The 18930-nt window shown below is 55.4% G+C and carries 17 protein-coding genes; 10 read left to right on the plus strand and 7 right to left on the minus strand.

Annotated features, from left to right (window positions below; genetic code table 11):
- Positions 1-378: 378 nt before the first annotated feature.
- Complete coding sequence (locus tag ACR2R1_RS01455; protein WP_086135071.1) at positions 379-783, minus strand: c-type cytochrome; 405 nt, start codon at positions 781-783, stop codon at positions 379-381.
- 737 nt (positions 784-1520) lie between these two features.
- Complete coding sequence (locus tag ACR2R1_RS01460) at positions 1521-1967, minus strand: hypothetical protein (protein ID WP_139841136.1); 447 nt, start codon at positions 1965-1967, stop codon at positions 1521-1523.
- Positions 1968-2152: 185 nt separating this feature from the next.
- Between ACR2R1_RS01460 and msrB the strand changes: the two genes are divergently transcribed.
- Both msrB and ppk1 read left to right on the plus strand, forming a co-directional pair.
- Positions 2153-2668 (plus strand): peptide-methionine (R)-S-oxide reductase MsrB, encoded by a 516-nt coding sequence (gene msrB, locus ACR2R1_RS01465; protein WP_077732314.1) that lies wholly within the window; start codon positions 2153-2155, stop codon positions 2666-2668.
- 208 nt (positions 2669-2876) lie between these two features.
- Positions 2877-5216 (plus strand): polyphosphate kinase 1, encoded by a 2340-nt coding sequence (gene ppk1, locus ACR2R1_RS01470; protein ID WP_168175526.1) that lies wholly within the window; start codon positions 2877-2879, stop codon positions 5214-5216.
- Positions 5217-5914: 698 nt separating this feature from the next.
- On the opposite strand, the gene ppx is transcribed toward ppk1, so the two are convergent.
- Positions 5915-7420: an exopolyphosphatase gene (ppx, locus tag ACR2R1_RS01475; protein WP_156879436.1), complete on the minus strand. Its 1506-nt coding sequence runs from the start codon at positions 7418-7420 to the stop codon at positions 5915-5917.
- 152 nt (positions 7421-7572) lie between these two features.
- On the opposite strand from ppx, the gene ACR2R1_RS01480 reads away from it, so the two are divergent.
- Positions 7573-8511: an ABC transporter ATP-binding protein gene (locus ACR2R1_RS01480; protein WP_077732316.1), complete on the plus strand. Its 939-nt coding sequence runs from the start codon at positions 7573-7575 to the stop codon at positions 8509-8511.
- Positions 8512-8538: 27 nt separating this feature from the next.
- Positions 8539-9303 (plus strand): ABC transporter permease, encoded by a 765-nt coding sequence (locus ACR2R1_RS01485; RefSeq protein WP_077732317.1) that lies wholly within the window; start codon positions 8539-8541, stop codon positions 9301-9303.
- A gap of 244 nt (positions 9304-9547) precedes the next feature.
- Here the strand turns inward: ACR2R1_RS01485 and mepA are convergent, their stop codons facing one another.
- From mepA to ACR2R1_RS01500, 3 genes are read right to left on the minus strand one after another with little or no spacing between them, the layout of a single operon-like run.
- Positions 9548-10366 carry a penicillin-insensitive murein endopeptidase gene (mepA, locus tag ACR2R1_RS01490; RefSeq protein WP_086135075.1) on the minus strand — a complete coding sequence of 273 codons (819 nt, stop codon included), beginning with the start codon at positions 10364-10366 and terminating at the stop codon, positions 9548-9550.
- A gap of 34 nt (positions 10367-10400) precedes the next feature.
- A complete protein-coding gene (locus ACR2R1_RS01495; RefSeq protein WP_077732319.1) occupies positions 10401-11483 on the minus strand; it encodes a hypothetical protein in 1083 nt (360 codons plus the stop codon).
- Positions 11476-12726, minus strand: a complete 1251-nt coding sequence (locus tag ACR2R1_RS01500; protein ID WP_077732320.1) for a hypothetical protein — start codon at positions 12724-12726, stop codon at positions 11476-11478. Before ACR2R1_RS01500 ends, ACR2R1_RS01495 begins: the two co-directional genes overlap by 8 nt.
- Positions 12727-12893: 167 nt before the next feature.
- On the opposite strand from ACR2R1_RS01500, the gene ACR2R1_RS01505 reads away from it, so the two are divergent.
- Positions 12894-13037 (plus strand): DUF2897 family protein, encoded by a 144-nt coding sequence (locus ACR2R1_RS01505; RefSeq protein ID WP_240502640.1) that lies wholly within the window; start codon positions 12894-12896, stop codon positions 13035-13037.
- 524 nt (positions 13038-13561) lie between these two features.
- On the opposite strand, the gene ACR2R1_RS01510 is transcribed toward ACR2R1_RS01505, so the two are convergent.
- Positions 13562-13981 carry a secondary thiamine-phosphate synthase enzyme YjbQ gene (locus ACR2R1_RS01510; protein WP_077732321.1) on the minus strand — a complete coding sequence of 140 codons (420 nt, stop codon included), beginning with the start codon at positions 13979-13981 and terminating at the stop codon, positions 13562-13564.
- A gap of 628 nt (positions 13982-14609) precedes the next feature.
- Here ACR2R1_RS01510 and ACR2R1_RS01515 point away from each other — a divergent pair.
- From ACR2R1_RS01515 to ACR2R1_RS01535, 5 genes are all read left to right on the plus strand, one after another.
- Entirely contained in the window at positions 14610-15488 is an 879-nt protein-coding gene (locus ACR2R1_RS01515) for a hypothetical protein (protein ID WP_077732322.1), read from the plus strand.
- A gap of 92 nt (positions 15489-15580) precedes the next feature.
- Entirely contained in the window at positions 15581-15940 is a 360-nt protein-coding gene (locus ACR2R1_RS01520) for a hypothetical protein (protein WP_086135627.1), read from the plus strand.
- The gene (locus ACR2R1_RS01525) at positions 15937-16653 is read left to right on the plus strand and encodes a C39 family peptidase (RefSeq protein WP_205780879.1); all 717 of its coding nucleotides are present in this window, start codon (positions 15937-15939) and stop codon (positions 16651-16653) included. Before ACR2R1_RS01520 ends, ACR2R1_RS01525 begins: the two co-directional genes overlap by 4 nt.
- Before the next feature lie 17 nt (positions 16654-16670).
- Positions 16671-17174 carry a hypothetical protein gene (locus tag ACR2R1_RS01530; RefSeq protein WP_077732324.1) on the plus strand — a complete coding sequence of 168 codons (504 nt, stop codon included), beginning with the start codon at positions 16671-16673 and terminating at the stop codon, positions 17172-17174.
- 104 nt (positions 17175-17278) lie between these two features.
- On the plus strand, positions 17279-18703 hold the full coding sequence (locus ACR2R1_RS01535) for a sigma-54 dependent transcriptional regulator (RefSeq protein WP_077732325.1): 1425 nt from the start codon (positions 17279-17281) through the stop codon (positions 18701-18703).
- The last annotated feature ends 227 nt before the right edge of the window (positions 18704-18930 follow it).

Genomic DNA, 18930 nt, shown 5'->3' on the forward strand with positions numbered 1-18930 from the left:
GTGTTCGCCGTATCACCCAAACGGATACAGTGTAACGTAGGTTTTGTTTGATGCGGGTTTCTTCAGTTGCCGGAGAGGCGGAGGAGTTTAAACCTAGAAACGGCACTCGGACGCGTCCAACTGCCGTTTCTAGGTTAGAGATCTGAATTCATCTCGACTGAATCGTACCGAGGTAAGAGCGTGTGAAGGGGAAGGTTCGGAACCGGCCGATCGAAGAGAGACAAGGTGTTCCGGGACTGACAGCGTTCGTTGGAAACACCGCCATCCCGGCCCATTCGACGGGGCTGCGGAGATGCCTCCCCCGGTCAGGGGGAGGAATTCACCGTCGCGACATCGACTGGAATGGCGCTCCCGTCAAACGGTGCTTTCTAAGACAAGTCACTGCATTTCGACCAGCTCGCCAGCCGGGATGGCACCATCCGAGCGGCCTTTTAGATAGGCGTAAAGGCCGTCCATGTTATCGACGACCGCCTTATTGCCTTTGTAGGCAGGCATATTCTTCCGGCCTTCCAAAACGACTTGCTGGAATTGTTCCTTCGAGAGATTCTTCATGCTGTTGAGCAGATTGGGAAAAGCGGGGCCGCCCTCGCCGGTGGGGCCATGGCAGGTTTCGCAGCGTTGCCGTTTGTAGATTTTCCAGCCTTCGAAGGTCGCTTTATCGACCTTGTTGCCTTCGACTTTGTATGGTCCCTCGGCGCGTGCCGTATGCGCGCCAGCGATAAGCAGACAACAGGCGATAATGCCCCATGCCGATTTAACGGCTGTTGCGGAACAAGATCTCATAATCAAACTCCTCCTAAGTTCGTGTTTGAATAGCCGGGCACTCGACAAGGCACCGTCCGTGCCTGGCTGGAAGACGAGAACCGAAGGCGCAATGGCATCGCGGCCGTCTTGGTTCACAAACCGGATAATTGCACACAATAGGCGACGAATAAAACGGGCTGAGAGATCGCGGCGAGCTATTTATATGAGGGAGCTTTTGGCTGGAGTCGTTGAGCCCCGCTCGACGCGGACCACGCCGACTTAGGCATCTTCTCGGAGGCGGCGCATCAGCCATCCGCGAAAAAGCGCCGAGTCCGTCATGGTGGGCAGGCCCCTTGCCTCGAGGAATTGCTCTAACTCGGCAGCGGAGGCGGGTTCTCGTTCGTGTTCGTACCAAAAAAGATCCAGGAGAAACTCCCGCCCGAATCTTTCCTGAAGGCGTGATTTGTCTTTCCTCCGTTCCGCGAGTCGCTTCGTTCGGAGTGCTTGAAGATCGATTAGATTGGAAGTCTCGTCGGCCATGGCCGAATCCCCCCGGTTGGACTGGGTTTGAATTAATCTTGCCTTGGAATTTCAAAGACCGCGGCAAATGAGCGCGTTTCACGAATGACGAACCCTTGCAGGACCGCGGCGCGCTTGAAAATGGGAATTATCGCAAACTGCGGACTCGAAAACTCGGCCCGTCATGTGAAATCAAGGGCGATGACGAGAAACGCAGTGAATATTGAAAGGAACTTATAAGCTTGCCACATCTCGTTTCACGGGTCGTATTCCACGTGGATATGATGTTTTTCGCCGATCACTTGAAAGCCGTCGCCCAGACTCCTCCGCAATTCGCGAGTGACCTTCTTGCGGGTAGAGGGAACGAAATATCTGGAACGGAGATCGACAGCCAAGCCCGCATAATGCAGGCTCCCCTTTTTGTGCCGGCCGTCCAAGCCCGACGTCACGACCAGGGTTTTTCCGTGCCGCGTCCAAACCCGGCGGGCTTTATGAATGGCCGAATACATTCTGGCGTCCAGCCCGTGCAGGATCGCGCCTTTCTTGACGGCTATCATGGCTGGAGGTCTCAATAAAGAATGAGAGCCTACGACCATGGCGAGCTCGTCGCCCGTCGCCAAAATCGATCTGGAGAATAAGACGGCCATCAGCATCAATAGCGCATCGGCCGTTCTTGCCGGGATTTTCCTTGACTCCGGTCGCATCTTGCCCTCCCGGAAATTCCATTCGGTTGGCGAGATAAAGTTAGACGGATCGGATGCCTCGGTGTTTTACGTCAAAGGATTTTTCGACCGATTTTGTTTGTCATAGAGGTCGAAATCGGCTGACACATAAGAAAAACCAGAAAGAGAAGCGCGCCGGTATTTTTGAAAGCGGACGCAGGAACATCATGAAAGCCTTGTTATTATTGCTTACCTTGTTGTCTTATGGAGGCCTGGCCATGTCGTGGGATTCGTCACAGTTCAAAAACGAGAGCAAGGAGGAACTCCGCAAGAAGCTGACGAGCGAACAGTTCAAAGTGACTCAGGAAGATGGCACCGAGAGAGCGTTCAAGAACGAGTATTGGGACAATCACCGAGAAGGCATCTATGTCGATGTCGTGTCGGGCGAACCCCTCTTCAGTTCTCTCGACAAGTTCGATTCCGGCACCGGGTGGCCGAGCTTCACCAAGCCGTTGGAGCCGAGCAACATCGCTTACCGGCAGGACCGATCCTGGTTCATGGTTCGCAACGAAGTGCGCAGCAAGCACGCCGATTCGCACCTCGGTCATGTGTTCGATGACGGTCCGCCGCCCACCGGAAAGCGCTTCTGCATGAATTCGGCGGCTTTGCGGTTCATCCCCAAGGAAGATTTGGAAAAAGAAGGCTACGGGGAGTACCGGGCTCTTTTCGAAAAGACGAAGTGACCAAACAAAAAAAGCTGACGGGTCTGGCTTGTCGAGACCGATTTAGCCGCTAAATCGCCGCGTATTTTCGTTCTCGTTCCAAGAACCGGTCGTAACGGCAGTCGACCGGTACATGCCATATGTGTTTTCAATTCGCCGCGTTTTCCCAACTTTGAGCGGACCGCGGTGCGCTATGATTGCCGAATCAGAACAATTAGGGGATACACGTTTGATCATCAACCAAGTAAAAGGCATTACTAAGTCCACTCGAACCATCTTGGCCGAGCACGGAATATTTTCGGTCGAAGAATTGGCGAACGCCGATGCCGAGCAATTGGTCAAAATGGCGGGATTCAATAAAGCCAAGGCCATGCGCATGATTCGGGCGGCCAAGTATCTGGTGGGCGACATGGAAAAGGCGAGCGGCGCCCGAAGACTGCTGGACAAACGCGCGGAAGGTTCGGCCGAGGCCGGGAGCGAGGGCGAGAGCGCTGTCGGTTCCATCGATTTATCCGATGGCCAGCTTTATATCAATCGTGAGCTGAGCTTTTTGGAGTTCAACCGGCGTGTGCTCGAACAAGCCAAGGTCGAACACACGCCGCTTTTGGAGCGCCTGAATTTTCTTTCCATTTCCTGCTCGAATCTGGATGAATTCTTCGAGGTGCGCACCGCCGGTTTGATTCAGCTCGCCGATTTGGGGGCGACCCAAACCGAGCCCGATAGTCTCGCGCCCCAGGAAACATTGGCCGCGATCAGCGCGCGCGCCCACGAGCTGGTGGCCGAGCAGTATCGGGTATTGAATCAGGTGATGTTGCCTTTGTTGGCGGAACAGGGCATCCGATTCGTCCGCAGGAGCGAATGGAATCCCTCCCAGCACGCTTGGCTCAAGAAGTATTTCGAGGAGGAACTGCTTCCGATCCTGAGTCCTATCGGCCTGGACCCGGCGCATCCGTTTCCGCGCATCCTGAACAAGAGCCTGAACTTCATCGTGCCGTTATCCGGCAAGGACGCTTTCGGGCGCGATATCACGCTCGCCATAGTGCAAGCGCCGAGAGCCTTGCCTCGTATCATTCAGCTGCCGCAAGGCGAAACCGAGAGCGGCCCGTACGATTTCGTGTTTCTTTCGTCCATCATTCATGCCTTCGTCGACGATCTGTTCTACGGCATGAAGGTGCGCGGCTGCTATCAGTTTCGGGTGACGCGCAACAGCGAAATGTACCTGGACGAGGAAGAAGTCGACGATTTGCTCCGCGCCTTGGAAGGCGAACTGAGCACCCGCAATTACGGAGACGAAGTGCGGTTGGAAGTGGCCGACAATTGTCCGGATGAGATCGTCGAGTTTTTGCTGAGCCAGTTCGGACTCACCGAGGATCGGCTTTACCGGGTGGACGGCCCGGTCAACCTCAGTCGCACCCGTGAAGTCTACGATTTGATCGATCGGCCTGATCTCAAATATCCCCTGTTCACGGCCGGATTCCCGGGCCAGCTCGCCGGAGGACGGGATATCTTCGAGGCGATCAAGAAACAGGACATCCTGCTGCATCATCCTTACGAATCTTTCACGCCCGTCATCGAACTGATCCGGCAGGCCGCCGACGATCCGCATGTGGTCGCCATCAAGCAGACCCTGTACCGTACAGGTCCGAATTCGCCGATTGTGGACGTTCTCCTCAAAGCCGCCCGCGCCGGCAAGGAAGTCACCGTAGTGGTGGAACTTAGGGCGCGTTTCGACGAGAAGGCCAATATTTCGCTGGCAACGCGCTTGCAGGAGGCGGGCGTGCAGGTGGTCTACGGCATCGTCGGATACAAGACGCACGCGAAGATGTTGCTGATCCTCAGGCGCGAGGGGCGGCACCTGCGTTATTACACCCATCTCTCTACGGGCAATTATCACCCGCGCACGACCCGGCTCTATACCGACTATGGGCTATTGACCGCCGACCAGGAACTTGGCGAGGACATCCGCCGGGTGTTCGTCCAGCTCACCAGTCTGGGCAAAGTCGGGAGGCTCAACAAGCTGTTGCAATCGCCGTTCACTTTGCATCAGACCCTGCTCAAGAAAATCGACCGCGAAATCGAGCATGCGTTGGCCGGCCGTCCCGCTCGCATCATCATCAAGGTGAATTCGGTGGCGGAGCCGCAGTTGATCCAGGCGCTTTACCGCGCTTCCATGGCCGGGGTGGAGATCAAGTTGATCGTCCGCGGAATCTGCTGTCTTCGCCCTGGAATTCCGGGCGTCTCGGAAAACATCGAAGTCCGCTCGATTATCGGGCGATTTCTGGAGCACAGCCGGGTCTACTGGTTCGAGAACGGCGGGCATCCGGAAGTGTATCTCACGAGCGCCGATTTTCTGCCTCGCAACATGTTCCGTCGCGTCGAGATCTGTTTTCCCATCGAGAACAAAAAACTGGCCGACCGCATTCGGGCCGATTTAGACCTTTATCTCCGGGACGACAGCCAAGCTTGGTTGCTGGCTTCCGACGGAAGCTATCAGCGCCCGCAGCCCGATAATCCGCGCGGTATTCAAGCGCAGTCCGTTTTGCTGGAGCAATTGAAGAAAGTGAGTTGAAAGAGGACTGATTCCAAATCGCTTTCAATATTAAATTTTGTAGGGTGGGTTAGGCGCGCATTACACGGAACCGGCAAAGTTCCTTCGGCGTTTCCGCGCGCCGTAACCCACCGGGCAAGGCCGCGGAACCGGTGGGTTACGGCGCGTAGAGAGCCCTGCGGTCACGGAACGGTTCGTGGCGGTGCGCGCCTAACCCACCCTACAATTAGAGCGTTTTCCGAATCGGTGTAAGGGATTTGGATATGTAGGTCGGCAATCCCTTGCCGACGTATCGGCTCGGCGAAGGGCTTTGTCGGAAGGGCAGCTCTGGCGCTCCCAGAAATGCCGTTTGCGATTGGAAGGGACCGACTAAAGGTCCGTTTGCGATTGGAAGGGTCGCGACTAAAGCGACCGTTTGCGATTGGGAAGGGATTGCCGACCTACGCTCTCCCCTCCCGGAACGAATCCGTACACCGGGATGGAAAACGCTCTATTAACCCGGCCTATAAATATAGGCCGGGTTAATCCGGGGCAGGGATGCCCCGGCGCGGCGACAAGCCGCGTGAGCCCAGGCCGGGCGTGTACCGGCCTGGGCGGCGGCCCGAAATACCAGGAGGGTATTTACGGGCCTGATTAATAATGTTCACTCGAATGCCGAATGGAATAAGCTCAGGACAGGCTTGTCCTCGGGGCACTCGTGACGCGTCTCGCACACCCTCTCAGAGATAAGTCAGTTCGATCCCGGCAGCGCCCAGATTGCCGGCTTCCTGCTCAAGGTCGGCGGCGGTTAGGGGGTGATTCTCCAGCCATTGGCTCGGGAACCGTAGATCGACTCTGGAATCGCTGAAGCCGAATGCGATATCGGGAGGCGGATTGCCGTGCCGGCTGCGGTTCAGAACGATGGCGAGCCGCAACATTACCGCCAGGGACCGTGCGGCCTCATTCCACGGTGGAGTCAATTCCTTAAAATACTTGAGGTGGAATTTCCGCCGGTGGACACGTACCAGGGCGGCCAGCAGCACCTGATCCTGGCGCGAAAAGCCGGGTAAGTCGGCGTTTTCGATGATGTAGGCGCCATGCTTGTGATATTGGCTATGAGCGATATCGAGGCCGATTTCGTGCAAGCTCGCCGCCCAATTCAGCCATTGTTCGGCCGTTTCCCGATCGATGCCGCCGATCGACGGAATCCGGTCCAGAAACGATTTCAGCGTCTCCTGAACACGGCCGACCTGCTGCAGGTCCACGTGATAGCGAGTCGCGAGCGCCGCCACCGTTCGGCTCCGAATATCGTCGTTGTAGATCCGGCCGAGGAGATCGTACAGCAAGCCCTCCCTCAAGGCGCCATCGGAAACGTGCATCTGCTGGATGCCCAGCGTTTTGAAAGTCGCGTGCAAGATGGCGAGGCCGCCGGCGAAGATCGGATAACGGTCCGGGTTGAGATCCGGGAATCCTGATTTGTCGACCCGTCCGAGACTCAAGAGCGTATCGACCAGCCGGTCTAGCCCATCCCGAGTAATGCCGTCCTTGCTCCACCCGCGGCCGACCAATATTTTTCGGATCGCCCGCGAAGTTCCGGAGGCGCCTACGGCTTCGTCCCAATGGTCCTTGTGAAAGGTATATTCAAACGGCTCCAGTTCATGTTGAGCCGCGATGACCGCATTTTTGAAGCGCTTGCTGGTGATCTTGCCGTCGGAGAAGTGAGCGAGGCTCATGGATACGCAGCCCATCCGCAGGCTTTCCTTGCGAAGCGGGACCTTGTCCACGCCGATGATGTATTCGGTGCTGCCACCGCCGATGTCCATCACCAGCCGCCGCTTGCCGTCCGTCGCCAGGCTTTGTGCGACGCCTTCGTAGATCAGCCGCGCTTCCTCGATACCGGATATGATGTCGATCGGATATCCCAGCACTTTTTCGGCTTGGATCAGAAACTGGCCGGCATTGCGCGCCGTACGCAAGGTATTGGTGCCCACCGCTCGAACGCATCCCGGCGGCAGATCCCGAAGCCTCTGGCCGAAACGATCGAGACATGCCAGCGCGCGCTGCTGCGCGTCTTGGGTCAGATGACGCTGGGCGTTGAGCCCCGCGCCGAGCCTGACCATCTCCCGAAGCCGATCGACGACGATCAGCTCTCCGGCCCGGAGCTTCGCGACGACCATGTGAAAACTGTTGGAACCGAGGTCCACGGCTGCGACGTGCTCGGGAGGGTGTTTTTGCGATTGACTCATGGAACCGTAGGAAGCGTAAGAGGAGAATTTAAGAGGGGTGGTATTTGTTACAATCTTGCGGTTATCGAGAGGCCCGGCGCGTGATTTCAAAGTCGGGGATTCTCGCGTCGCAGCCGTATTTTTACAAATATTGCCGGCAAAAACAGCCAGAAATGAACGCCCTTTCCATTCGTAATCTGCGGAAAACTTATAAGAACGGCTTTGAAGCCCTGAAAGGCATCGATCTCGATGTGAAAGCCGGAGATTTCTTCGCGCTTTTGGGGCCCAACGGCGCCGGGAAGTCGACTACGATCGGCATCGTCAGTTCCTTGGTCAGAAAGACCAGCGGAACGGTCGAAGTCTTCGGTCATGATCTGGATAAAGAGCGGGAGGCCGCCAAGCGCTGCATCGGCCTTGTGCCGCAGGAAGTCAATTTCAATCAGTTTGAAAAGGTTTTGGATATCGTCGTCAACCAAGCCGGGTACTACGGCATTCGCCGGAAAGAGGCGTTGCAGCGCGCGGAAGAATGCTTGACTCAGCTCAGCCTATGGGACAAACGGAACAGTGTGTCGCGCCATCTTTCGGGGGGCATGAAACGGCGCCTGATGATCGCCCGGGCCCTGGTCCATTCGCCGAAACTTCTCATTCTCGACGAGCCCACGGCTGGCGTGGATATCGAGATTCGCCGCTCGATGTGGGAGTTCCTGCGGAAAATCAACCAGGAAGGCACCACGATCATCCTGACGACCCACTACCTGGAAGAAGCGGAAAATCTGTGCCGCCACATCGCCATCATCAATCACGGACACATTGTCGAGCACAATGCGATGGCGGATCTATTGAGAAAGCTTCACACCAATCGTTATATCCTCGAGCTGAGAAACCCCGCGCCGTTCGCTCCCACGGTCGAAGGCTACCAGCTGGAGCCGCTCGAAGACCATACCTTGGCCGTGGACGTGCCCATGGATCTGGGGTTGCACGGCTTGCTCGATCAGTTGGCCGCGCAGGGCATGGAAGTGGTCAGTCTGCGCAATGCGGCGAATCGCTTGGAGCAGCTATTCATTGATTTGGTGGAAAACCAGCGTATAGACCCGGCGCGAAAAACCGCCTGACCGAGTTGTCCGACATACATCAATCACATGCATCACCTCATTGCATTTAAAACGATTCTTTTCAAGGAAATTCACCGTTTCGTCCGCATCTGGCCGCAGACCATCCTGCCGTCGGCGATCACCACCTCGCTTTATTTCCTGATTTTCGGGACCTTGATCGGCGGGCGGGTAGGGCCGATGGCCGGGATGTCCTACATGGACTATATCGTGCCGGGCGTCATACTGATGTCGGTCATCACCAATGCCTACGGCAACGTCGTGGCGTCGTTTTACTCCACCAAGTTCCAGCGGAATATCGAGGAGTTGTTGATCTCGCCGATACCCAACTGGATCATTCTGGCAGGCTACGTCGGCGGGGGGATAGCCCGCGGGTTGGCGGTGGGCGGCGTGGTGGCCATCGTCGGGATGTTTTTCACCGATGTACGGCCGGCTCATCCCGGTCTCATCGCGAGCGTGTTCTTCATGACCGCGGCGCTGTTTTCGCTGGCGGGGTTCATCAATGCGGTTTACGCCAACAGCTTCGACGACATCTCTATCGTCCCGAATTTCGTTCTCACGCCGCTGGTTTACTTGGGCGGCGTCTTCTATTCCATCGAGCTGTTGCCCGAATTGTGGCGGAAGGTGTCCCTGGCGAATCCGATTCTCTATATGGTCAACGCCTTTCGTTACGGATTCGTAGGGATCTCCGACGTGGATATCCGGACTGCTTTCCTGATCATCGGCGGCTCGATTTCGATCCTCGTAGCCTGGAGCCTCGTCTTGCTCCGGCGCGGCACCGGGCTTAAGACCTAAGCTCAGCAATGGAAAGAGTTCTAAGAGCCTATCTCAGTAGGCCCAGTAGGCCGTTCGCCCTAAGCCTGTCGGAGGGTTTTGTGACGACTGGAATAGGCTCTAAACACCTATAAATTATTCCGCGCTCGTTGCGTCCATGGAGGACCCTCGGGATTTCAACACCGTGGCTCCTCCCCGATAGGGAACGATATTCGGCGTTCCACTCACCGCCGGTTCTTTTGGAAAATGATCGAGTGCCGGCGCCTTAATCGCCGTTCAGGAGCATTTGGCAGGCGCCAGGCATCGGGGGCTTCGGCGGCTCCGGCTTGGTCGGGCCCGGCGGGTGTTTTTGAAACCACCAGGAAAGGCTTGAATCGCAGCCGTCACCGGCCGGTAAGGGGGGCTGCCGGACGCATTCGGGGCTCTCGGCGGGGCAGGTGAGGCGAAGGTGGAAATGGTCGTGGTGGCCGTACCAGGGGCGGATTTTTCGTAACCAGCTGCGGTCTCCCCGAACCGTTCGGCAAAGTTCGCGCTTGATGTGCGCATTTACGAAGACCCGATCGATCTCGGGAATAGTCGCCGTCAGTTTCAACAGCCGCGCGTGCTGCGTACTCCAAAGCCGGCGATCCAACCCGTTCCCGGCGCGATTCAACAGGCTCGGGGCGGGAATGTTGGCGCGCCATCCGTCCGCATTCGAATAGAGGCCGGGATCGAGGTTGAACCAGACGTCGGCGTCGAGGCCGGTCTGATGGCTGCGGTGGCCGAAAGGCATGGGTCCCCCCCGCGCTTGAGAGAGATCGCCGACCTGAATCACCCCGATAGTTTCGTGGGCGCGCTTGCCCAAGGTCTGAATCGTCCGGATCAACGAAGGATGGCCGAAGTAGCGCTTCCGCTCCAAGTGCATGACGAGATAGCCATCGCCTTCCGTGGGCAGAGCGGCCGCCCCGCTGACGCAGCCGTTGTTGGTTTCGCCGATTGCGCGCGGAGGGCCTTTGATCGGGCCGGGAACCTCCGCCCAGGGATTAGCGAGAATAGCGCCGGGAACGGCAAAAAAAAGAATCAGTGCTCGTCGGATCGAACGCATGGCGGCCAGTGTTGGGAATGCGCGACAGCGAGACTTAGTCGCTGCCGGGGTTTTGTGCGACGCCGGAATCCTGCGAATTCAGCGTTTTGGAGTTTTCACCCAAAGGGAACCGACGCTTGGCGTTGATGACCCAGCCTTTGGCTTTGGCGATCTTGACGTCGTGTATTTCCTCTTCCAGGAGTAGGCGCTGGCGTTCCAAAGCGAGCAACTCGATTTCCCGCTTGAGCTGATTTTCGACATCATCCAAGGCTCCTGCCCGGCGGGTTTTTTCGGCCAGGTCGGCCTCCAGTTCCAACTGCTTCAAACGTGTCTCGTGGTGAATGCGCGCCTCGCGGAGACGCACTTCGCTGTCATACTGCTCGGCCGCGCGGGTTTCTTCCGTCGTCAATTCGGCGCGGACGTGCTCGGTCTCATGATCCCGTTGCGCCTTGCGCAGTTCGGCCTCGCGCCGAATCAATTCGAGCATTCGTTCTTCGTGCTCGAGCTTAAGTTTGCGTTCGTTCGTCTCGCGTTCGTAGTGCTCCCTCGCCAGCCTTTCGTTGAGCTGACGGCGGCGCCGGACCAACTCGAGATAGATGCCGTTGTGCTTGGCGTCGACGGTTTCGGCATACTCCTCGATATTATCCAGCTCGGCGAAAACAGTTCGGATCGTGCAGCGTGTGCGGCATTGAATTTCGCGCATGGCCAGCAGTTCGTTGGCGATGTTTTCGATGCGGCGCTCCATTAGAACGTGGTTATCCTCGAATTCCGTCTGTTCCAATTGTCGCAACTCGTGTTCCGCCGCATCCTGCAACAGCGTTAGATAATTGGCTCGGATATAGGCGCCGAGGTTCGCAATGTGGTCGAGATGCTCGTGTGCGTATTTAATGGTTGGCTGGAAGCGGATCGACAACTCGGCTTCGATGGTGCAAAGGGTTCCCAGCCTCAGAGGTTCCAGAGGGATCTGCCAATCTTCGATTTTCAGCTCGTATACACGGTGGTAAAAACGCCGGATAAAGCGGTTTGGACGAGGAAACACGCGGCGGTAAGGGCCGAGAACGGAGACGACGATGCGGCGGTCGCCTTCGAAACCCGCTTCCCAATGCGAGTTGGAGTCGAGTGGGTTGTCCTCAAACATAACCTTTCCTCGTCAGGGTGTCTTTGAGCTCGCTCTCGTTGGCCGGTTCCCCGGGAGTTTCGGTTGTCTGCCGGGGCCTGATGCGCTCGGCGATGATCGGGTAGAGGTTCGGGGCGAACTCCACCGATTTATCGTTTATCTTACGAAGATAACCCCGATTCAATAGAAACGCCACGGAAAACATCCGCGTCCAGTCGGAATAACGGCGGGCACGTTCCAGCTCGGTTTTCTCGATCACGAATTCCAATTCGTCATTCTTGTTGATGGTGAATTCGCCGAACTGGCGTAGTCCCAGATAGGCCAGTTCCTTTTCCTCTTCGGTAAGCGGGCCGGGCGCGGTGGATTCCAGCCGGTAGGAGAGGAACAGGATGAAGAAGTCCACCATGGCGGCGCAGGCCAGGGTAAACCAAGAGATGTTCTTCCACATGGCAAAGGACGGCGTGATGCCGAGGGAAAACTCGGCATAGGAGCCGAACCGGGGTGCCTCGATGGGTGGCGTACCATAGGTCGCGGCCAGGATTTCCGCTTCTCCTTGCAGACTCTGGAAGTTCCGGACCAGCCTTTCGTAAGCCTCGGAATTGTTTACCTGAAGCGAAAATTCCTGTAGGGAGCCTCTCACCTCGGACAAACGGTTTTCCATGCTCTCGGAATACGTGTTCAGTTGTTTCAGCCTGGCTTGTTCGCTTTGCAGAATCTCATTGTAAAAACCCCAGACTTTGCCCTTGCCTATCTGTCCCTGCATGCCCGGATGAGTGCCCAGGTAAGCCCGGGTGGCATCCTCCGACGCCTGCTCGACGCGCTTCTGTTGAGCCGCCGTGAGCTGGCTCTTGAGACCGACCACGCTTTCGATATAGCGGTTCGCGTCATGGACTACGCTGGTCTGTCGTTCGAGCAGGATGGCATCGCGCTGGGAAAATTCGTAAAACCTGAAATAGGCGAACGATATCGATATGGTCAGAGCCACTAACAGCGACAGCACCACGCTGAGATAGCGCAAGCGATTGGCGCGCCAGCGCATGCCGGCCAGTTCCAAAGTACAAATCACGATCATGGATTGCACGGCGATCGTCATGATCAGCGCGATCCACTGAGGAATGAAATAGCTGAGGCCGTAGCAGGTGTTGTATCCCTCTGCAACGCTGAGCAGTAGGACGATCGGGATCGACAAAACGCGCAGTACGCCGATGAAGGTACTCTGAACGGCATTTAACAATTGGCCTATGTGCCAGGTTGTTTTGATCATGGGGCGTAGCCTTTGGCGCAGATGTTCTGCCGTTCGGATTTTATCGAGGGTTGATGGTTGAGCAATTTTCCCGGCATCGGTGTCGAAACGGTAAGAGTGGTTGGGGGCGGGCGCGTTTCCGGCTTATCCTAGAGTCTGACTCATGCATTTGTGAAGATGTGATTTTTATGGGAATGTTTTGGATCGCGATAGTGCTGGTGGTTGCCATTATTCTCGGTAATCTGATGATTCTGCTTCGAACCGCGAAAAAGCCCAAGATCCCCGATTCGGTCAAGCCAAAGCCTTACAAGGACGATGACGAGAACTGGTGAGAGCTTAAGGGAGCTCTGATTGGGCCCTTCGACAGGTTCAGGACGAACGGTAACGTATCGATTCCGTTCGTGGTGAGCCCTTCGACTCGGCTCAGGACAGGCCCTTCAACTTGGCTCAGGACAGGCTTGTCGAACGCTCTCCTGAGCCTGCCCTGAGCCTGTCGAAGGGGCATGAGCGGAATCCATCTGTTCACGGCTTCCTTGAAGAAGCTACCGAGTCTTTCCCCTGATGGCGCAGCGGGATGGGTACAAATTCGCCGGGAGCCGAAAGCGACAAACGACGTTTGCCGTGAGGCCCTGGGTGGTCTTAGAGCCTATCCCAGTAGGCTCAAGAAACCCTTCGACAAGCTCAGGGCGAACGGCCTACTGGGATAGGCTCATAATAGTCAACCTGAACAGGCCAGGCCTGGCTTTCCGGGCGAGTAAAGCGCCGCTAGCCCATCGATGCCGGGGATGGGGCACGGCCTATCGGCCTTTGCCCCTCCCATGGGAACCGAAATTCGCTTCCACCGTCGTTGATCGGCTTACTCGCCGATGATTTTCACCAAAACCCTCTTCTTGCGGCGGCCGTCGAACTCGCCGTAAAAAATTTGCTCCCACGGGCCGAAATCGAGCTGTCCGCCGGTAATCGCCACGACCACTTCCCGGCCCATGACCTGCCGTTTCAAGTGGGCATCGCCATTATCTTCGCCAGTGCGGTTGTGGAAATAGCGGCTGATCGGTTCGTGCGGAGCCAGATTTTCGAGCCAGGTTTCGAAGTCGCGATGCAGACCGGACTCGTCATCGTTAATGAAGACCGATGCCGTGATGTGCATGGCGTTAATCAAAACGAGACCTTCCCGCACTCCGCTTTCTCTCAGACATGTCTCCACCTGATGGGTAATGTTGATAAAAGCGATCCGGCTCGGTGCTTCGAACCAAAGTTCTTTACGGTAACTTTTCATGTCTGAGGTGCTCCTGTTGTTCGGGGGCTGTATTTTTTCAGGGACAACGAATGCAGTCGGTTTTATTAACCCGGCCTATAAATATAGGCCGGGTTAATCCGGGGCAGGGATGCCCCGGCGCGGCGACAAGCCGCGTGAGCCCAGGCCGGGCTTGTACCGGCCTGGGCGGCGGCCCGAAATACCAGGAGGGTATTTACGGGCCTGATTAATAACTGCGAATGGTGCGACAGATTGATGTTGTTCTCAAGCCGTGATTTTTGCCCGCGAAAATTGGCGGGAGGCTCCGGTGTCAGAAAATTTTACATTTCTTGGAAACGCCATCATCAGCACCGCCCTGAGTCTAAAAAGATTTAACTATCAATGATCTACGGACGATCGGATCGGGCTTTCCGCTAGAAGTTGCTATTTACGATACATAAGAAACTGGGTTTCAAAGCACCACTAGGGGACGCCGGACGTTCCACTACATTTACAAAAACGAGTACCGCGTCATTTCGAAAAAATTCGTAAAAACAGCGACATAACGCCGTGGTACGAAAATTGTTGGGAATATGGCGGCGTTTGGAAGAACGCTCCGGGTCAGAGCTGGAGTTCAGCCCGGTAACCACTGAATTTAAGGAGACATACGATGACGAACTTCAATAAGACTTTGTTGGCGGTCGGTATCAGCCTGGCATTGGGTTTCTCGTCGGGGGCATGGGCTGACGCGGAGATCGACTCCCAAAACAATAACCTAAATGTAGCGGTGGACGCGAGCTACGAAGCTGACGCCGAGGAGGATTCCGCTGCTGCGGTCAACGGGAACGCGACGAACGACCAAAGCGAAGCGGAAGCCGAGAACAACGGTGCTGCCGCCGCGAACAACGGGGGCACGGCCACCGCTGGCGAAGCTGAGGCCGAGGACGAAAACTCTGCTGCCGCGAACAACGGGAGCACGGCCAACGCTGGTGAAGCTGAGGCGGAGGACGAAGGTTCTGTTGCCGCGGCCGGCAACGGCACGGCCTCTGCCGACAACAGCGAAGCTGAGGCCGAGGACGACGGTGTAGCCGCGAACAACGGGGGCACGGCAACTCGCGACCAGAGCGAAAACACAACGGCTAACGCTGGCGGGGATGCTTTTGCTGCCCAGAACGGCGGTGAGATCGACTATACCTCGGCCTCGGCCACTGGTGGCGGGAATGCGTTAAGCGCGCAGAATGGCGGGGAGATCGAGGTAAATTCGGCTTCGGTCGCCGGCGACGGGAATGCTTTTAACGTCCATAGGGGCGGCGAAGTGGAGATCGACAACAGTACCAAGGTCGAGCTAGATGGGGAAGTCGAGCATGTGGTTGTAGTGCCGGTCGGTGTCGCTGTCCAGGCAGGGGTGCCGGTTGCGGCTTCATCCAACAGCATCGACGGTTCAGCCAACGGCGCCGCCGGTATCGTTCAGCTCTCCCAAAACCTGGGCCACGCCTCGTTGATTCAACAAAGCACCAATGTTTTTGGCACCGTGAACGTCAACAATTGAAATTGACGAGATAACAGCCGATTAGGGTACCGGTGAGCGCCGAAACGCTCACCGGCTCTCTGCCAAAGCCTAAAGGAAAGAAGGTGTGAACGATGAAAAAAGGATTGCTTGGAAGCCTATGTTTTCTCGTCAGTTGTTTTTGGTCGACCGGCCAAGCAAGCGGTCTCGACGACGAAGTCGCATTCGCTTCCGAATCGTATGCGGCGGTTGGGAGCGGCGATTTGGGCGAGGAGCGGGCCCGCGAGGGCGTGGACGATTTGGCGTTCGCCCGCGGCGCGCTCAAGGCGACAATGGCTGGTAACACTGCAAATACCAGTAATATGACCACATATAACAGTATCGATAGCAGCGCGTTCACCGATGCTGGCGGAATCATATCGGTCATTCAAAACACCGGAAACAACGTAATCATTCAAAATCTCACGGACGTCAACGTCACCATAACGCCATGAGCGAAAGTACCGGTCTTTTTCGTTCAAGTCTTTTGCTCGTTCTCTGTGTTATGAGCACGGTGTCGGAGGTTCGCGCCGGCTCCGTGCAGTTTTTCGATGGAGTGGCGGGGCCGGGATTCTATAACATCGGCACAACGAGCTACGCGGAGAGACGGTTCAAGACCATTCTGAAGCAGCAGTATGATTTCAGCTGCGGCTCGGCAGCGCTGGCGAGTTTGCTGTCATTCCATTACGAAGATACGGTCGGCGAATTGGAAGTCTTCGGCGACATGTGGGAGCATGGCGACCAGCAGAGAATACAACAGCAAGGTTTTTCCTTGCTGGACATGAAACAATACCTCGAACGCCGAGGGTACAAGGCTGACGGTTACAAAATCGGCTTGGAGCAGCTGGCTCAGGCGAAGGTGCCCGCGATTACTATTATCAATAATAAGGGCTATTTGCACTTCGTCATCATAAAAGGCACGAACGACTCCGCTGTGTTGCTTGGAGATCCGGCCATGGGTTTGAAAAGGGTGGATCTTCAGACGTTTAGAGAATTATGGGACAACCGCATCCTTTTTGTTATTCGAAATAAAAAGAATATTGCGGGCAAATATTTCAACAGCGGTGAAGAATGGGCTTTGAGTCCGAAAGCCCCATTGGGTATGGCAGTCGATAATGGTAGTCTCGCCTCCTTCAACCTGCTACAACCGGGAAGATATGATTTTTAGAAACAAGGAGTAATATCATGATGTCGGCCAAGGATGTTCGAGCATCGAAGAAATTCGATGTCATGCGGCTGGTTTTGAGTGTCATCTTTCTTGCTTCGATCCCTCAAGCAATAAAAATCTGTGCGGCAAGTGGGCAGGGAGGCATTGAGTCGCTTCCCGGCTGGACAGCGGCCGAGGACGCAGAGCTTGATGAGTTGCGTGCCGGGTTTGTGTTGGACAACGGGATGGTTGTTGACTTATCCTTGGCCACATCCGTATTTGTCAATGGACAAGAACAGTTTTCGGACCGTTTCGCGCTGGCCGACGATTTTTCCATCGATCAGTTGCGCGGAGTGGCCGTAAATAATGGTCCCAACAATTTCGCGATGTCGGATGCTGGGACGAACAACATGGCAGTTATTCAAAATACTATGGATAATCAGATAATAACTATGATGCGGTCCATCGATTTAACCATTTCAAATGTTAAGGGTATGGATTTTAACGGTTTTGGACCGTACGGCGGTGGATTCGCTCCATAATATCTAAAGCAGCGGCTTATTTATAGGGAGATATAATTACATAGGTTCTTGTAATAATAGGGAATATTGTCCTGTGTTGTATAATCAAAAGGAAGGGAAAACAGATGGAACTAACAGCTGGGATTTCTCGAATCGAAAGGGTGTTTCCGGCCAATCAGGCCTGGGGCGATTCTAGGGATTTAATCTTGCTTCAGCCGGGTTGGGCTGACTCGCTCGGTCTGGCGAAGAGTCTCGCTGAAAAGGGCTGGAAGGCTCACATCTCGATGGATACGCGAGATGCGATAAGGCATCTCAGATCGAGCAAGATCTATGTCGGTGTCGTCCTGCTCGATGCAAGTTTCAGTGAGGAAACGCAAAGCGGGCTATTGGAAGTAATCAATGAAAGCTCGTCTACCGAGTGGATTGCGATCGTCGATCCAGGGAGTATGGGTTCTATTGAGCACGCCTCTTTTTTGAGCTCTTTCTTTTTCGATTTTCATACGACCCCCGTAGATGTCCGTAGACTGGCATATTCGCTTGGGCACGCTTACGGCGCGGCAAAACTGGCGGAGGCCAGTCGCGGAGAATTTCGTCTAGCGATCAATCAGAGGTTTGGATTGATCGGGTCCAGTAAAGCAATGTCGCTGGTCTATGAAAATGTCCAAAAAATCAGCCGGAGTGATGAGCCGGTAATCGTTACCGGCGAGACCGGGACGGGCAAGGAACTCATTGCGAGGGCAATCCATGGCTTGTCGTCCAGGGCGGAAAAACCTTTCATCGCCGTGAGCTGCGGCGCCATTCCCGACACGCTAGTGCAAAGCGAATTCTTCGGCCATAACAAGGGAGCGTTTACTGGCGCGGTCGAGGAGAGAGTAGGGCATTTCGAAGCCGCAGCTGGCGGTACCGTGTTTTTGGACGAAATCGAAAATCTCTCTCCGTTGGGGCAAGTCTCACTGTTAAGGTTTTTGCAGGAAAAGGAGTTAACTCCCCTCGGTTCTAAAGAATCACGTCCGATAGATGTAAGGATTATTACTTCGGCAAGCCCGAACTTGCGAGAAGCGGTGACTGCCGGCGTAATCAGAGAGGACTTGTTTTATCGTCTCAATGTATTGCAGATCGATGTACCGCCGTTAAGAAAACGGGATACCGACGCAGCTGAAATCGCGGAATATTTCGTCGATCGATTTAATCAGGGGAAGCGGCGGAATTCGAAGCGTCTGTCGAAAAAAGCGGTTTCGGCAATTCTCGATTATTCATGGCCTGGAAACGTGCGGGAGTTGATGAGTTGCGTGAATCGAGCTGCCGTTCTTTCCACAGGTCGTCTGATTACCGAGGTGGATTTGGGGCTATCCCGTCCGGCGAAATTCAGTGGAAGAACGCTTAGAGAGATAAAAGCGCAAGCCGTCGAACAAGCCGTGATGTCTGCGTTGTCGGAATCCAAAAGTATTACCAGCGCGGCACGCCGGCTCGGAGTTTCCCGCGTGACGCTATATCGCTTGATGGAAAAGCATTCCATTACGGTTCCCGGCGTTGAGCATGTCGCCGGATAAGTTATCGTTGGATCATCTAAATATGTTTGTTTATTATCGAATAATATATTAATGATGAACTGATAAAATACGCCTTATGATTTATACCGCCATATCTGCCGCATGATTTGGGCCGATATCGGATCTTTAACGCCTCACGACATGAAAGACTTAGATCATCGTCGAGGCATTTCCTTTGCGTCCAAGATATTCCCGTCATTTATTTATGGCGGGCAGGGCTATTTTTC

The sequence above is a fragment of the Methylocaldum sp. GT1TLB genome (assembly GCF_051027445.1).
In the GTDB taxonomy this organism is placed as follows: Bacteria; Pseudomonadota; Gammaproteobacteria; order Methylococcales; family Methylococcaceae; genus Methylocaldum.

What these genes read in the sequence shown, in the direction of transcription:
- ACR2R1_RS01515 (WP_077732322.1), top strand. Translation starts at nt 14,610, where the DNA reads ATGACGAACTTCAATAAGACTTTGTTGGCGGTCGGTATCAGCCTGGCA.
- ACR2R1_RS01505 (WP_240502640.1), top strand. Translation starts at nt 12,894, where the DNA reads ATGGGAATGTTTTGGATCGCGATAGTGCTGGTGGTTGCCATTATTCTC.
- ACR2R1_RS01455 (WP_086135071.1), bottom strand. Translation starts at nt 783, where the DNA reads ATGAGATCTTGTTCCGCAACAGCCGTTAAATCGGCATGGGGCATTATC.
- ACR2R1_RS01485 (WP_077732317.1), top strand. Translation starts at nt 8,539, where the DNA reads ATGCATCACCTCATTGCATTTAAAACGATTCTTTTCAAGGAAATTCAC.
- ACR2R1_RS01480 (WP_077732316.1), top strand. Translation starts at nt 7,573, where the DNA reads ATGAACGCCCTTTCCATTCGTAATCTGCGGAAAACTTATAAGAACGGC.
- ACR2R1_RS01495 (WP_077732319.1), bottom strand. Translation starts at nt 11,483, where the DNA reads ATGTTTGAGGACAACCCACTCGACTCCAACTCGCATTGGGAAGCGGGT.
- ACR2R1_RS01510 (WP_077732321.1), bottom strand. Translation starts at nt 13,981, where the DNA reads ATGAAAAGTTACCGTAAAGAACTTTGGTTCGAAGCACCGAGCCGGATC.
- ppx (WP_156879436.1), bottom strand. Translation starts at nt 7,420, where the DNA reads ATGAGTCAATCGCAAAAACACCCTCCCGAGCACGTCGCAGCCGTGGAC.
- ACR2R1_RS01530 (WP_077732324.1), top strand. Translation starts at nt 16,671, where the DNA reads ATGATGTCGGCCAAGGATGTTCGAGCATCGAAGAAATTCGATGTCATG.
- ACR2R1_RS01500 (WP_077732320.1), bottom strand. Translation starts at nt 12,726, where the DNA reads ATGATCAAAACAACCTGGCACATAGGCCAATTGTTAAATGCCGTTCAG.
- ACR2R1_RS01525 (WP_205780879.1), top strand. Translation starts at nt 15,937, where the DNA reads ATGAGCGAAAGTACCGGTCTTTTTCGTTCAAGTCTTTTGCTCGTTCTC.
- msrB (WP_077732314.1), top strand. Translation starts at nt 2,153, where the DNA reads ATGAAAGCCTTGTTATTATTGCTTACCTTGTTGTCTTATGGAGGCCTG.
- ACR2R1_RS01460 (WP_139841136.1), bottom strand. Translation starts at nt 1,967, where the DNA reads ATGCGACCGGAGTCAAGGAAAATCCCGGCAAGAACGGCCGATGCGCTA.
- mepA (WP_086135075.1), bottom strand. Translation starts at nt 10,366, where the DNA reads ATGCGTTCGATCCGACGAGCACTGATTCTTTTTTTTGCCGTTCCCGGC.
- ACR2R1_RS01520 (WP_086135627.1), top strand. Translation starts at nt 15,581, where the DNA reads ATGAAAAAAGGATTGCTTGGAAGCCTATGTTTTCTCGTCAGTTGTTTT.
- ACR2R1_RS01535 (WP_077732325.1), top strand. Translation starts at nt 17,279, where the DNA reads ATGGAACTAACAGCTGGGATTTCTCGAATCGAAAGGGTGTTTCCGGCC.